Origin of the sequence: Pseudoalteromonas sp. SA25, from assembly GCF_011378705.1 — a bacterium.
GTDB classification, from domain to species: domain Bacteria; phylum Pseudomonadota; class Gammaproteobacteria; order Enterobacterales; family Alteromonadaceae; genus Pseudoalteromonas; species Pseudoalteromonas arctica.
Genome location: NZ_WTKV01000013.1, coordinates 95000 through 108718 on the forward strand (window position 1 = coordinate 95000; position 13719 = coordinate 108718).

A 13719-nucleotide genomic window follows, 5' to 3' on the forward strand; every position below is an offset into this window, starting at 1 on the left:
ACTTTTAAGTGGAATTTATGATGGTGTTATGTGTGTTTATTTACAATTTAACGTAAATTAAAAACCAAGCATAAAGAGTGTAATTTTTTTAGCTTTGCCATGCTAACGCCTTTGGTAAAATCTTATGTTGGGTAAGTTGGTAATTTTAAAAAATGTGCTATCTTTTTATTATCCATATCATAAAAATAAGCGCTAACATGTTGTTCCGAGGTACAATTGCCATAGCCATATTGGTAATTTCTGCTGCTAATAAAAGCGATGCAAATGAAATAGACGTGCAATTTAGTGGTTTTGCATCTTTAACACTCAGTTACACTGACGATTCAGATATCGGCTTTGCATCAAATTATTTAAACGAAAACGATACAGGCTTTTCAGCAACGCGTGATTCAATTTTAGGTGGGCAAGCTAATATATCGCTCTCAAAAAATTGGGACTCTGTGGTTCAAGTAGTAGTACAAGATCATAGCTTCAAAAGTCTTGATAACTTTTTAGAACTCGCTTTTGTACGTTACCGCCCATCACGCCATTGGGCTATTCGTGCTGGCAGGCTAAACAGCGACCTTTACTTACTCTCCGAATACCCTTATGTAGGATACGCCTATTTGTGGATCCGCCCTCCTCACGAATACTACTCTTTTGCAAACATTGCAGGAAATTACGACGGTGTGGATATTGAATACAGTAAAGCCATTGATGAAGGTTTTTTACGTTTAAAGCTCGCATATGGAAGCTCTACAGCAAAGTTAAAAGCCTATAATGACGACTTTTTTATTGATTTTGATAATTTAACCACCTTTAGTGCTACCTATTCACTGGATTCTTGGACAGTGCGCTTTTCACTTTCAAAGTCTGATTTTGGTGACTATAAGCTGGACTCACTAGATGAGTTTTTAGCTTTACTAGACGCTGTCCCACAAAGTATATGGCCACAAGCACAAACGATATCTAACAAATTTAATACCAAAGGCCACAGTATAGAATACGCGGCTTTTGGACTTACCTACGATCATAATAATTGGCTTATTCAATCTGAAGTAGGTATTTCGGAATCCGATTGGATAATAGCTCCATCAGTATTCAGCACTTATATTAGCGCTGGTTATAGGGTAAACAATGCAATATTTTACACTAGCTTTTCAGCAGCAAAAAATCGTCACGATGTTATACAAGTAAACGAACCTGTTTTTTCACCAGGCATATCCGATCAAATTTCAGAGCCAATACAACAGCTAGCACTTGCAACACAGGCTGCTATTAAGGTGCCTTATGTTCATCAGCATTCAATTAACATAGGTGTAAAATGGCAACTGTCGGAGCGATTAGCGCTAAAAGCTCAACTAGACCGCTTTGATATAAAGCCCGAAGGCGCGGGTTTATGGAGTCTTAGTAATCCTTCCGATGTAGACAAAGGCCACAAAGTACATATGCTAAGTTTGAACGCTAGTATGGTGTTTTAACAATGATGAGCTATCGTAACTCACTCCTTTATGTGTTGCTGCCGCTTTGCCTGCTTCTTGTTAGTGTTAATGCCAAATCTACAGAGTTTGTAGTAGTGGTAAATAAAAGCAATACAATTAACGCCTTGTCTAAGCGCGAAGTTATTGATATTTACATGGGCCGTTATTTAACGTTTCCTGATGGTGAAACCTCTAAGCCACTTGATTTACCGGCGCAATCAACATTAAAAAATGATTTTTACCTGCAACTAGTCAACAAAGATGAGCAAAAAATTAATGCTTATTGGGCAAGGTTATTATTTTCAGGGCGTGCAAAGCCTCCATCACCGTCAACATCCGTTGAAGACGCGTTAAACAAAATAGCTGCATCACAATTTGCAATTGGTTATATTCCTCAATCGCAAGTTACAGACGCAGTAAAAGTGGTATACACATTTGATAAAAATTAGCCAAGCACTCTACGTACGCGTTGCTCTATCAATCGCTATTGTCGCCATTGTAGTCACGTTAGTATCGTCAACACTTTCTTATTACTCGAGTCTTAAAGAAAAGAAAAATACCAATTACCTACTCGTGCAGCAGTTAGCACAAACAATGGGAAAAACAGCCGCCATAGCAGCCTACCTAAACGATCGTGAATTAAGCCAAGAAATTATTAATGGCTTGCTAAGTAATGATCTAGTGCAAGGTGCAAGCTTAGAAGGAGAAGTAAACCCAAAAGGAGAAATGGATTTATTTATTGCAAGTGGCTCTACTAACAAGAAAAAAGAAGCTGTTTTAATTAAATTAGTTCACCCCTTTATAGAAGACACTTTTATAGGTGTACTGGCCATATACCCCGACGATAACTTTATTGAACAACAAGCACAGTCATCACTTATAAAAGAATTTATTTTAATGCTGATTCAATCAATCGTCATCGCTTTTTTTGTGTCGCTGGTTGTACGCAAATGGCTCACTCAGCCTATTCAAAACCTAACAGACAGCTTTGCGACAATTGATCCTACCAATCCCGAAACCATGACAATGCTAGAGTTCAAGCAAGGTAAGCGAGACGAAATAAGCAGGCTAACACAAGGTATAAATGCCTTAATGCATGAGTTAAAGCTAACCATTAGTAATGAGCAATCCCTTCGTAAAAAAACTCAAGAACTAGAAGCTAAATTTAGACTTATTTTTGAACAAGCCAGCGCCGGTATTTGTTTATTAGATGACAAAAATATTATCACCACCTTTAATCCCGCGTTTAAACATTACTTTACCGTACCCGGCGAAGAAGAATTATCAACCTTGCACTTTCCTGCTCTGTTAAATAACGTTGATGAATTACAAAGCCTGCTTGCAGATATTCGTTGTGATAAAAACCCACCACAAGCAACCTTAGATATAGAGTGTAAAGTGGGCCATAAAACCATTTGGTTGCACTGCTTATTTGTTAGATTAACAGAGCAACGTGAAACAAAGCGTAGCGCTCAACAAGAACACTTAGTTGAAGTAATTTTACATGATGTAACTGAGCGCGCCGAACGCGAATTTCAAACCCGCTTTGAAGCCGATCACGATCCACTTACTGACCTACTTAATCGCCGAGCCGGCGAAAAGCGCCTTAAAAAAGCACTGCGCGAGTGCATTAAACACAATCAGCACCTAGTACTAATGATGATTGATTTAGATAAGTTTAAACCCATTAACGACACCTACGGCCACGAAGCCGGTGATAAAGTACTTATTGAAATAGCACACCGATTTAAAAAGCACTTTAACCAAGAAACCGACATATGCATCCGCCTAGGCGGTGACGAGTTTATTGTTGCAAGGCAGGTTAATACCTACAACAAAGCAGCCACGCGTGAGCAATCAATCGCTTTGCTAAATGAGCTACAACAAGACATTTATATTTCACAAAATAAAACATGCGCCGTGGGTGCAAGCATTGGTATTGCAGTAGGCCCTAATGATGGTGATGAACTACTCGAATTAATGATCAATGGTGACAAAATGCTCTACCACGTAAAAGAAACTGGCCGCGCGCAAATTGCATTTTATGACGAGTTTAAAAAGTAAGAGGGTTAATTGAGCTCTTTCAACGCAGTTAGCACTAAAAATGGCTACTAGAGAGTGATTTATAAACAGAGCCCAGGTTATTTAAGCCCAATTTTTAAAGAACATTGAACAATAAACTTTTCAATTGATAGAATGCCCCCCTATTTTCCTATCAAGAGATACAATGGCAAACTTCAATACTCATCTTAATACTGCCGTAATCATCACAGGCTTAGCCTCAGCCACCTTATTATCTGCAGGACATATTGAATTAAAGGGCGCACTCTGGTTATGGTTTTTAGGCTCAATCGGCGGCTTATTACCAGATATAGATTCAGATAACTCAACATCACTCGATACTATTTTTAACTTATTCGCACTCAGCGCTGTATTACTGGTACTGCATTACATAACCACCGAGCTCATTATTGAAATTAGCTTTATCGAGTTAATCGTAGTGCCGTTATTGGTGTACGGGTTTATGAAATATATTATTAGACCAATTTTTGAATGGATCACAGTACATAGAGGTAGTTGCCACTCTTTACTATTTATACTGTTATGCGCGCTATTAACGACTCAAGTAACATGGAAACTGAATGACCAATCAACCACACAAGCTGCCGTCTTTGCCTGGTTAACGGGTGGGTTTATTTTACTAGGCGGATTAATTCATTTATTGCTGGATGAAATTTACAGTGTAGATTTAAGTAATGTCAGAATTAAACGCTCTTTTGGCACCGCTTTAAAAATAGCTGACTTCGATAATAAGTTAATTACGTTGGCATCAATAGTTGCCATTGCAGGTTTAATCTATGTTGCGCCCCCTACAGAACAAACTATCACAGCGTTAAGTGATTGGTCTCACTTTATATTTCTATCTTAACAAAGTAGGTTTTAAGCTCTTTTACAGCATTGCCTGACTACAATAAGTGGCTTTTACAAAGTCACTTATGTCCATTGCTAGAATACGTGTAAAATGCCCTCTTAGTAATCTAAAAGTTAATTCACTAAGAGGGTGTGAGACCCAGCGTTTTTAGAGGCATAAATGGCTTGAATCACAACGACTTTGCCGATTTAAGTTTTAATTAAAATCCGTAGCTTGAGCCTATTTGTTATTAATTATTACTTTTGTAGGTTTGAGTGAAATAATTAAATAGCTTTACCTGTCTTCTACCCAAGTATGAGAGCTATTACAGCTTTTTAAAGCATAAAATATAAAATTATAAGAGGTACATAATGGAATTTACGAATAAACGCACCATGCTAATTGCGGCATCTTTATTGTTGGTGTTAGCGATAACACAGGCTGTTTTTACTGCCCTTTACAGTGCAGAAATTAGTTTTTCAAGGCAGTATGCATGGGGACTAGAAGCCGTGCTTTTCACTCTACTTGTTGCCTTTGCGGGTTCTGCTATGGTGCAAGCACAAAACTCTCAGCTAGGATGGTCGGCTATAACATTTAGCGCAATTCTTAACATAGTGCAGGTAAGCATTGGCCTTACTTTGTTTTCAACATTTGGAAAAGTAGCGGGTGCCGTAGAAGGCGCACAACCTTTAATTAGTGGCGTGGTTTCTTTGTCATTCATGATTTACTACGCAGCTAAATTATTATTAGGGTTAGCAGCTCTTGTTTTTGGCCTGTCTTTTATAGCTAAAGGCGGCAAAGCGATTGGAGGGCTTACTGCCTTAGCTGGTGTGGTTGCTATGTTTGCCAATGCTATATTAATCATCTTTGGCCGTGATGGATTTATGCCATCAGGTGTTGCTGGTGCTTCGGGCATGATTGCAACGTTACTTTTAGCAATATGTTTAATAAGCCTTTACCGTAAAGCAGACTAAGGCTTAATACCTTACAAGTAATGTGCTTACTTAAATAAGTCATAAACATCGGCGTGTATTAGAAATGCTAATTCGCCGATGACTAAACTAGACAGCCACTTTAATTGAACAAACAAAACTATGCCAAAAAATTCGCTCTTCAAGTTCAAAATTTATCTTTTATGACTGGGTCACTTTATTTCATCCGTTAAATGAGTAATTAGCCCTATTAAACCTAAATTACACGCATGAAAATAACTGCATAATGCAGTTGTGATTTATTACTGAATAGTTTTACTGAGTAGCTTAAGTTTTATGCGAGTAGCTTTTCGCAGTTGCTAATATTTGATCGCCGTTTACGCTTTAAATTTTCACAGTAACTTGCTTGTGAAGTGGGTCTGCCTACTGCACCATGAAATACGCGCGTAAATTGCGTAGTGAGTTTTAGCCAGTTCTCTGGGGATATATTAAGCCTTTCTAACAAAGGAAGGTTCATATTATCAATATGCCCGCGTTTATCTTCTCGTATTATTCGCCCTGTTAGCTCAACAAGTTCAAGGTACGATTTAAGCTCAAACGGCAGCCCTTTGGGCATAATCTGACGAGCATACCAGCAAAACGTAGTAACTGTTTTGGTTGTTTACCTTCTGCTGCGCATGTTAAACGCTTTTGTACACTGGTATGGTTTGACTCTTCTGGTGTGTTAGTCATTTTAGCTCTAATGGGATTTAAATCGACATAGGCCATACAGGCCGCAAGTGCTGCTTCATCTAGTAATGCCTGCGATTTGAATCTACCCTCCCAGAACCTACCAGTGCAGTTGTCTTCTTTATTTGCTCTGCGCGCAATGTCTTCATTTAAGAGCCGCATAAACCAGCTGATACTTGATAAGCGTTCGCGGTATTGTTTAACCGTTTGGTTGAAAAAGATGAGCTCAACTTTACTTAACTTCTCACCTCGAACATATTTCTGCGTTAACACTGTGCCTTTACACAGTTTATGCCAGCGGATAACAATCGCTTTATCATTCAGCCTGTTTGCTCGATTATCATCTACATACAGGACTAAGTGAGTGTGATTACTCATAACAGCATAAGCACACACATCAATACAAAATACCTTTGCTAATTCAAGCAGCTTATCTTCAACCCACCCTCGTCGATGCTCGTAAGATTGACTAGTAAAACGGTCTTCTCCACATAAAAATGCACGACGAACACAGCGTGAAATACAGTGATAGTATTTTGTATCAACCAAACTTACTTGACGCTTTCTTGCAATTGCCATAAGACACCCTGCTCGTTTTTTTGCACTAACTAAAACGTAGTCCTAAATTTTGAAAAGAGAAAAATCTAGGATGGGTGTCACTGTTAATTCCACTGTTAATTCCATTATTGACCACTACAGTCTCCACTAAAACGGGAAAAGAGCAAAGTCCTGCTTAAATGGCTTATAGTTATAAATCGTTAGATACCACACTCTAATTTTATATAATCATCTTCAGAAACTGAGCTGTCAGGTATAGTAAAACCTATATTTTTTGCAACTTGTGAATCGGTTTTATCAATAGTGAATACATGTAACTTCCCTGTTCCCCCACCACACACCGCAGCGTAAGTAAATTGAGTTAAATAACCACAACTTTCATTTTTCACTTCTACATTAGCATCGAGTAAATAACTCTTAGTTACTGAAATAGATAAACCGTTTTCCTGACATTGTAGCTCCCCCGTACTTATATACACTTCGATATCATTGTTGGAATCCGATTCATTACAGCCTGAGATCATGACTAGTGTAGACATTATTAGATAGTTAATTTTCATGTGTACTCCATTACTTTATTAAGATTTATAACGAGCCAGTAGATTAACTCGTTTTTATATGTTTTTATTTATAAACAAACCATAGCTGAGTTCCTATTTTGGTTCAATCTATTACCGTACCTTTATGCAGCATAAAAATAAGTGTTTGGTATTGTTTTAATTGGCATTTTTGAAAGTGTTATTAGTCTTTGAGTGGCTTTATTTTAGGTTAAAAGGTCTTACTCTTCTTAATTCATCGTGTTTTTCAGCTTTTCTATATTATGAACAAGGCAATACAGTTGACATTGCGCATTCACTTTAATTTGACCTCGTAAGGTTGTAGTGATCAATTTATTCATAGCTTTATTCACACTTATTAAAGCTTAGTAATTCGTTTAATTAGGTGCACAATTTAGGATCGGTGTATTGTTAAATATATTTTCCCGAAAGGGAAAAGCGCACCTAAGTGCGTTTTTGATAACATGATTTTTTACTTACAAGATTCAGGTTTAAACTCTTCTGTAGCCAAGTCTGTATTAACCTCAAAGAAAGTATCATTACAAACACCTGACTCACAATACTGAACTGTATAGTCATTTTCAGCTACATTTAAAGCACTAACATAAGCTTCGCTTTTGGTGTATTCACCGATAAGAGTAGCTTCTTCGGTAGTTCCCTTTGCTGATTCGAAAAGTTTAAATGTAGTATTAAAAGCAATGTTACCCGCAAAGAACGTTACTTTTTGAATTTCACAAATCGGTAATGCGTCACTAAAGTTATTTAACAACCAAGTATCATCACAAGCACCATCTTTATCTAAAACGAATTCAATTGTATTCAAAGTGCCATTTGCCGCTCTTTCTGAAATATCAATCATTTTCATTAGATTTGGAACACCCGAACCACACATACTAACACCACCAATAACACAATCATCTTTAATCACAGATGAGTTAGAGCTAAATTTCAGTGCTAAGTCTAAAACTTCTCGACTTGGATTAGCCTTTAGTCGCGTCGCAGCGATAACACCAGCAACTAAAGGTGATGCCGTCGAGGTTCCTGAAATAAGGCAAGAGTCGTTTGTTTCATCACACGGTGTCGCTAAAAACTCACCTAAAACTGATACTTTGACGTTTTCGTCATAGTTAGAAAAGGATGATTTAGAGCCGCTCTTATCAAGTGATGCTACAGATATTACATTTTCACAAGATGCCGGCACTGCCAATCTGTCATTAGCGTTATCATTACCAACCGCAACAACGACAGTAAACCCAGCGTCAGTCGCTTTATTAATTGCTGCTTGCAATGTATCACCACAACGATCACTAATAGCTCTTAGACTTATATTAATAACGCCTGGCTTACCTTCGTATGGATTAACGTTTTCAATAGGTTTACCAGCAGCCCATTCTAAAGCTTCTATTGAATCAGATAGATATCCTTTACCACAAGTCATAACGCGAATAGGGTGAAGTACTACATTATTCAACACTCCGCTAGCACCAATACCATTATTGTTTGTAGCAGCAATAATACCCGCAACACTTAAGCCATGACCAGTACAAATACCCAAATCAAGAGCTTCTTGTGGTGGATCGAAAGTATTACCACGATCCTGAAATGGTCCATTTTCTGTAAGTGGGACTAAAGAAAAACTACGTCCACCGGCAACATGGTAATCAAGATCGTCATTTAGAAAGAAAGATGAGTCAAAAACAAGAACATCAATACTATCTTTTTTATCAAACAATGGGTACTTGTCCCATGCATTAAATATATCCATTCCTACAGGCGACTCTTCGACAGAAGTAAAGTAATCATTAAGACTGCTATAGTTAGGATCGTTACTTCTTGGCGAATCAACTGATTCTTGGTTCGCAACAATTTTTTGGAAATCACCAGTAGTTACTTCATAGTCAACTTCAACATAACCAAACCGACCATCTTCGTTTAACATTTCAGCAACACTGTTTGCGTCATAGCCGTAAGAAGGTAGTTCAACTACTTCCATTTGGTTGAAACTTACAGAACTCTGCTGAGAAGCTGTGTTATAACTCACGCCAACTTTCTTAGCCTTTTTTGTTATACACCATTCATTATTTCCATCTGGCGTTGTTAAACAAGATTCGCCTACATTTGGTAAAGATGCTTGGCTAAATGTGCTGATTTGAGCTTTTTTTGAACTCACTTTTTGCATTGGGTTCTTATCTAAAACCATAAGTCGAACTGTATCACTTGCCATTGATGGTGAAGCTACAAGGGCTAATGTCATTACTGCTAGTGCTTTCATTTTAAAGTTTTTCATTTTCATATACCTTATTGTGCTTCACAAGTTTCGATGTTAGGGATTACTACTGATGTTAATAATTTGAATTCATTTTTAAACACCCATGTTCCATCGTCGTTATAAGAGCCTAATTCTTCGTTGCCAATAAATAGAGAGAAAGTGTCATACTCTTCTGAATACTCATAAGCACCAGTTTTAATTTCACTAACCAACCCTCCAGTTTGCTCAATTTGATGGTTGATATTTTCGACCTTTATTGATGTTAGTGCTGACAAGTTTTGTTCAAATGAGACTAAAGTGTCAGGAAAGTCATTTTCACTACCTTGCTGGGCGAAGTAACGTTTATTGGCTTCATCTAGTGTTGCAGCTATGTTTAAAAGTCGCTCTTTTGTCTGTTCTTCAAGGTAAGCTGCCTCCGTAGAACTGAAAATCGAACTGAAATTCGTGTAGTTTTCGTTATTAACGATTTTGGCTAATTCTGAAATTCGGTTAATTAACTTTTTTTCTGGAGTCATTAAAAGTAAGGCGTTAACATTTCTTACTGCGCTTTCCGATTTTTTAAGAATCGCAATTGCTGATGTGTTGATTAAATTGATTGATATCGTTGAATTAATGATATTCGTCGTGTCGTCAAAGTTGATAGTGAATGACGTAGATGAATCTCTAATCAATTCCCCAACAGTTACGTCTATAACCCCCGTAGTACTTGTTAACTGGGTAAAAGCCACGCTGTACGTGTTATCTGGAATTGCTTTATTGATTGTAGTAACAATGTCTGCGTTTGCATCTGTCAATGTAACCGGGAATGATAATGACTCTCCCTCTCCAACAGTATTAACATCAACCACGATATTAACTTTGAAATCTTTTATTGTTCCAGTATCGCCACCAGTATCGTCGTCATCACCGCCACCAGTTGGAGGTGTAACTGGAGTGGTTGGAGTTGGAGTTTTTTCGTCACCGCCGCCACATGCTACAAGTGATAGCGATGCCACCGTTAGGATTAATGCTTTTAAAATATTTTTATTCATCATGTTATTCCTGTTTATTAAGGTGAGGTTTATTCTATGTTTGATTACAGTATTGCTTGCCACTTGAGGTAACGTTTTGTGTTATTTTAGGAATAACAATCTTCAGATATTTTCATCAACGATGCGTGATTATTTGAACGAACACTACTTAAATTTATAGTGTTTGAGTGAGAACTGTATTTATTAATCGCATAAAAACAAAGTGCTGCAATAAGCGCTATTGAGGCAACTTTGCCCAAAAAGCTACTGGTAAAATTAGATTTGGCAATGCGATGCGGCTGTTGTGTGTGTTTTTGATAAGGTGCTTTAAGCTCTGCAACGCCTTCTATGCGGCAGTTAACTGCTTTGGTTTTACCGTCGGGCTGCGTAGCTACTTCAAAATAAATGGTGTCGCCCACTTTGGGCTTGCGGCTCATGTGTTTGAGCGCTGATATGTGTATAAATGTGTCGTGCTCTAGGGTGTCTGATTTAATAAAACCAAAACCTTTGTCTGTTTTCCACGACTTTAACAATCCTTTGTTCATGTATCCACCTGCTCTGCTTAAGCTGCGTTTTACGCAAATTCCATTTAGTTAACACTTGTTATTATACGTTCCTAAATTAAAACCATGCAACTAAATATTCATATTGCGTTAATTTTACGCTTTACCTACTAAACCAAATTATTAAACTTAGCTGTTAAATTTAGCTAAAAATAAACGTGCTAAAAAACAACTAAACCTCAACCTGTTTTATTTATAATTTGCGGCCAAATGTCCTTTAATTCACATCAACCATTACGCATTCACCAATTAGCTTAACAGCTTGTTTACACAAGGTTTTGTCATTAGTTATTTTTATCTAAATTAAGCAAATTTAGTATGATTTCTCATTCGTTATTTACTTAATTTATCTATACAATCCACACCTTATTTTTTACGCACGTATTTTAAGTGATTATCTCATGCTATTAACGATTGTTTATATTATTGGTATTACAGCAGAAGCCATGACCGGCGCACTTAGCGCAGGACGAATGAAAATGGATTGGTTTGGCGTAGTGCTAGTAGCCAGCGCCACGGCAATTGGCGGTGGTAGCGTACGAGATATATTACTAGGCAATTACCCGCTTACGTGGGTACAACACCCAGAGTATTTATTAATTACCTGTATTGCCGGTATTGTCACTACGTGGCTGGCTAAATGGGTGGTTAAATTTAAAGGCATATTTATGCGCCTAGACGCCCTTGGTTTAGCTGCCTTTAGCATTATTGGCTGCCAAGTGGGGCTAAATATGGGGCTGCATTATGGTATTTGTGTAGTGGCTGCGGTTGTTACTGGCGTATTTGGTGGATTACTTCGTGATTTAATATGTCGCCAAGCACCGTTGGTACTGCACAACGAGCTATACGCGAGTGTATCGTTACTTGTAGCGTGCTTGTACTTAGCACTACACCATTACAATATAGACGACAACATAAGCATTATTGTAAGCCTTGTTGCAGGCTACTTAATACGTATGGCGTCAATACGCTTTAAGTGGCGCTTACCTACCTTTAGTTTATTAGAGCAGCACGCTAAATAAAAATAAGCTTTAATACAAAATAAGGCAGGTAATATACCTGCCTTAGTTAATATAACTATTAGCGTATTAATTTAATGCCCGCTTACATCACTTAACGCGGTTTTTAACCCGCTGTTATTTTGCTTAAGTACGCTAAAACTGCCATCGGTTTCGAGCACTACTGCGGCTACATCTTCTATGGCTAGTATACCAGCGCCACGAATAGCGGCGCGAATTTCTGATTTTGTTACCCGCTGCGATTTAAGTGCAGCAGTGCAGTATTCACCATCACTCAGTAAAAGCGTGGGCTCTGCTTTTATAAGCGCAGCAAATTTTGACGAGCGCACACTAAACCACGTAATCACATATTGCAGCCCTATTAATACTACAAAGGCAAGTATGCCCTCAGCTAACGGAACACTTTTTGAAATAATAACAGACGCTAATATAGAGCCCAGCGCAATGGTGACTATAAAGTCGAACACGTTCCACTTTGAAAGCGTACGTTTACCCGATACGCGCAGCCAAAACACCAGTGCAATATAACCCAGTACGCCTATTGTAAGTACACGTAATACCCCCTGAATATCATCGTAAAACATAGTGGCTCCTTTTTTGTAAGTGCTCGTTATTTACTTACACTTTTTAATCTAATTAATTGCTTAATACCTAAAAACGTACCAAGTGGAATAAATAAAATCCACAGGTAGGCATAAAATTTTGAAATATTTATAAGAATGGCTGAGCTGTTTATGTTTTTATTTAACCTACTATTTAGCACGTACGTATTTATAAAAAGCCCAATTAAAGCAGGAATAATTTGTATCAGTGATACAACAATGGCTGATGAAATATGCCCCGCGATTAACTTAGGATCGCCACCAGCAAATACTGTATACGCATTATAAAACCCACTAAAAAAGCTCGTGAGTGCGAGTAATAAAAAAGCCTGTAATATTAGACTTAGTAAAGGTAAAAGTGTTTTCAAAAAAAAACGTCCTAGTTTGTTTTAATAATATGCACAAGAGATGTTTAACAGCCCATTAGTTTTAATTATACGCTTTGCAAATACTGTGCTAGTAATTTAAAGGCAATTATAACGCGTTGAATTACCTAGAATGGTTTTAATTTAAGTGGCGGTTGATTATGATGGAACACGTAATACTTACACCCTTTTTATAATTTTCAGTAAGGATCACCATGTCTAACTATAACGAATCTCCAGAACAAGTTGAACAGGCCACTCAGGGCTTTGTCATGCAACAAACTATGTTACGTATTAAAGATCCAAAGCCGTCGCTTGAATTTTACCAAAATGTATTAGGTATGAAGCTGTTAGGTAAGTATGATTTTCCTGGTATGAAGTTTACGCTTTACTTTTTAGGCTACGAGCAAGAATTGCCACAAGGTGATGATAAAACTAAAGCAGAATGGGTGTTTCGTCGCCCTGCGCTAATTGAGTTAACCCATAACTGGGGCACTGAAAACGACGACAGCTTTGAGGGGTACCACAGTGGTAACCAAGAACCTAAAGGATTTGGGCATATTGGTATTAGCGTACCGGATGTTTACGAAGCCTGTGAGCGCTTTGCAAAGTACGATGTTGAGTTTGTTAAAAAACCAGATGATGGCTCAATGAAAGGCTTAGCATTTATTAAAGACCCTGACGGCTACTGGATTGAAATACTATCTGCTGAAGGTATTACTGAAATTATTCTTTCTCAGTAAT

13 protein-coding genes and 2 pseudogenes are annotated in these 13719 nt (G+C 37.7%); 7 read left to right on the top strand and 8 right to left on the bottom strand.

Features of this window, described 5'->3' with window-relative positions:
* Window positions 1–197: 197 nt before the first annotated feature.
* From GQR45_RS12165 to GQR45_RS12185, 5 genes are all read left to right on the top strand, one after another.
* Window positions 198–1460 (top strand): hypothetical protein, encoded by a 1263-nt coding sequence (locus tag GQR45_RS12165; RefSeq protein WP_165726069.1) that lies wholly within the window; start codon window positions 198–200, stop codon window positions 1458–1460.
* A gap of 2 nt (window positions 1461–1462) precedes the next feature.
* Window positions 1463–1909, top strand: a complete 447-nt coding sequence (locus tag GQR45_RS12170) for a hypothetical protein (protein ID WP_165726070.1) — start codon at window positions 1463–1465, stop codon at window positions 1907–1909.
* Entirely contained in the window at window positions 1896–3524 is a 1629-nt protein-coding gene (locus GQR45_RS12175; RefSeq protein WP_165726071.1) for a sensor domain-containing diguanylate cyclase, read from the top strand. The genes GQR45_RS12170 and GQR45_RS12175 overlap by 14 nt, the downstream gene beginning before the upstream one ends.
* A gap of 163 nt (window positions 3525–3687) precedes the next feature.
* Complete coding sequence (locus GQR45_RS12180) at window positions 3688–4389, top strand: metal-dependent hydrolase (protein ID WP_165726072.1); 702 nt, start codon at window positions 3688–3690, stop codon at window positions 4387–4389.
* Between the two features lie 353 nt (window positions 4390–4742).
* Window positions 4743–5345 (top strand): thiamine biosynthesis protein ThiC, encoded by a 603-nt coding sequence (locus GQR45_RS12185; protein ID WP_165726073.1) that lies wholly within the window; start codon window positions 4743–4745, stop codon window positions 5343–5345.
* Window positions 5346–5637: 292 nt separating this feature from the next.
* On the opposite strand, the pseudogene GQR45_RS12190 reads toward GQR45_RS12185, so the two are convergent.
* The 6 genes and pseudogenes from GQR45_RS12190 to GQR45_RS12215 all read right to left on the bottom strand — a co-directional run.
* Window positions 5638–6611 (bottom strand): annotated as a pseudogene (locus tag GQR45_RS12190) (transposase).
* 179 nt (window positions 6612–6790) lie between these two features.
* Window positions 6791–7129 carry a hypothetical protein gene (locus GQR45_RS12195; RefSeq protein ID WP_165726074.1) on the bottom strand — a complete coding sequence of 113 codons (339 nt, stop codon included), beginning with the start codon at window positions 7127–7129 and terminating at the stop codon, window positions 6791–6793.
* A gap of 248 nt (window positions 7130–7377) precedes the next feature.
* On the bottom strand, window positions 7378–7488 hold the full coding sequence (locus GQR45_RS21565) for a transposase (protein ID WP_225913170.1): 111 nt from the start codon (window positions 7486–7488) through the stop codon (window positions 7378–7380).
* A 131-nt stretch (window positions 7489–7619) separates the two neighbouring features.
* A complete protein-coding gene (locus GQR45_RS12205) occupies window positions 7620–9434 on the bottom strand; it encodes a S8 family serine peptidase (protein ID WP_165726075.1) in 1815 nt (604 codons plus the stop codon).
* Between the two features lie 11 nt (window positions 9435–9445).
* Complete coding sequence (locus tag GQR45_RS12210; RefSeq protein ID WP_165726076.1) at window positions 9446–10450, bottom strand: hypothetical protein; 1005 nt, start codon at window positions 10448–10450, stop codon at window positions 9446–9448.
* Between the two features lie 64 nt (window positions 10451–10514).
* A pseudogene (locus GQR45_RS12215) lies at window positions 10515–10971 on the bottom strand (cold shock domain-containing protein); the annotation flags it as partial.
* Between the two features lie 419 nt (window positions 10972–11390).
* Between GQR45_RS12215 and GQR45_RS12220 the strand changes: the two are divergent.
* Window positions 11391–12011, top strand: a complete 621-nt coding sequence (locus GQR45_RS12220; RefSeq protein ID WP_002961255.1) for a trimeric intracellular cation channel family protein — start codon at window positions 11391–11393, stop codon at window positions 12009–12011.
* 71 nt (window positions 12012–12082) lie between these two features.
* Here GQR45_RS12220 and GQR45_RS12225 read toward each other — a convergent pair whose 3' ends face one another.
* Window positions 12083–12592: a YetF domain-containing protein gene (locus GQR45_RS12225; RefSeq protein ID WP_165726077.1), complete on the bottom strand. Its 510-nt coding sequence runs from the start codon at window positions 12590–12592 to the stop codon at window positions 12083–12085.
* Between the two features lie 26 nt (window positions 12593–12618).
* Window positions 12619–12978 (bottom strand): hypothetical protein, encoded by a 360-nt coding sequence (locus GQR45_RS12230; protein WP_165726078.1) that lies wholly within the window; start codon window positions 12976–12978, stop codon window positions 12619–12621.
* Window positions 12979–13190: 212 nt separating this feature from the next.
* Here GQR45_RS12230 and gloA point away from each other — a divergent pair, with 212 nt between their 5' ends.
* Window positions 13191–13718, top strand: a complete 528-nt coding sequence (gene gloA, locus GQR45_RS12235) for a lactoylglutathione lyase (RefSeq protein WP_002961250.1) — start codon at window positions 13191–13193, stop codon at window positions 13716–13718.
* The last annotated feature ends 1 nt before the right edge of the window (window position 13719 follow it).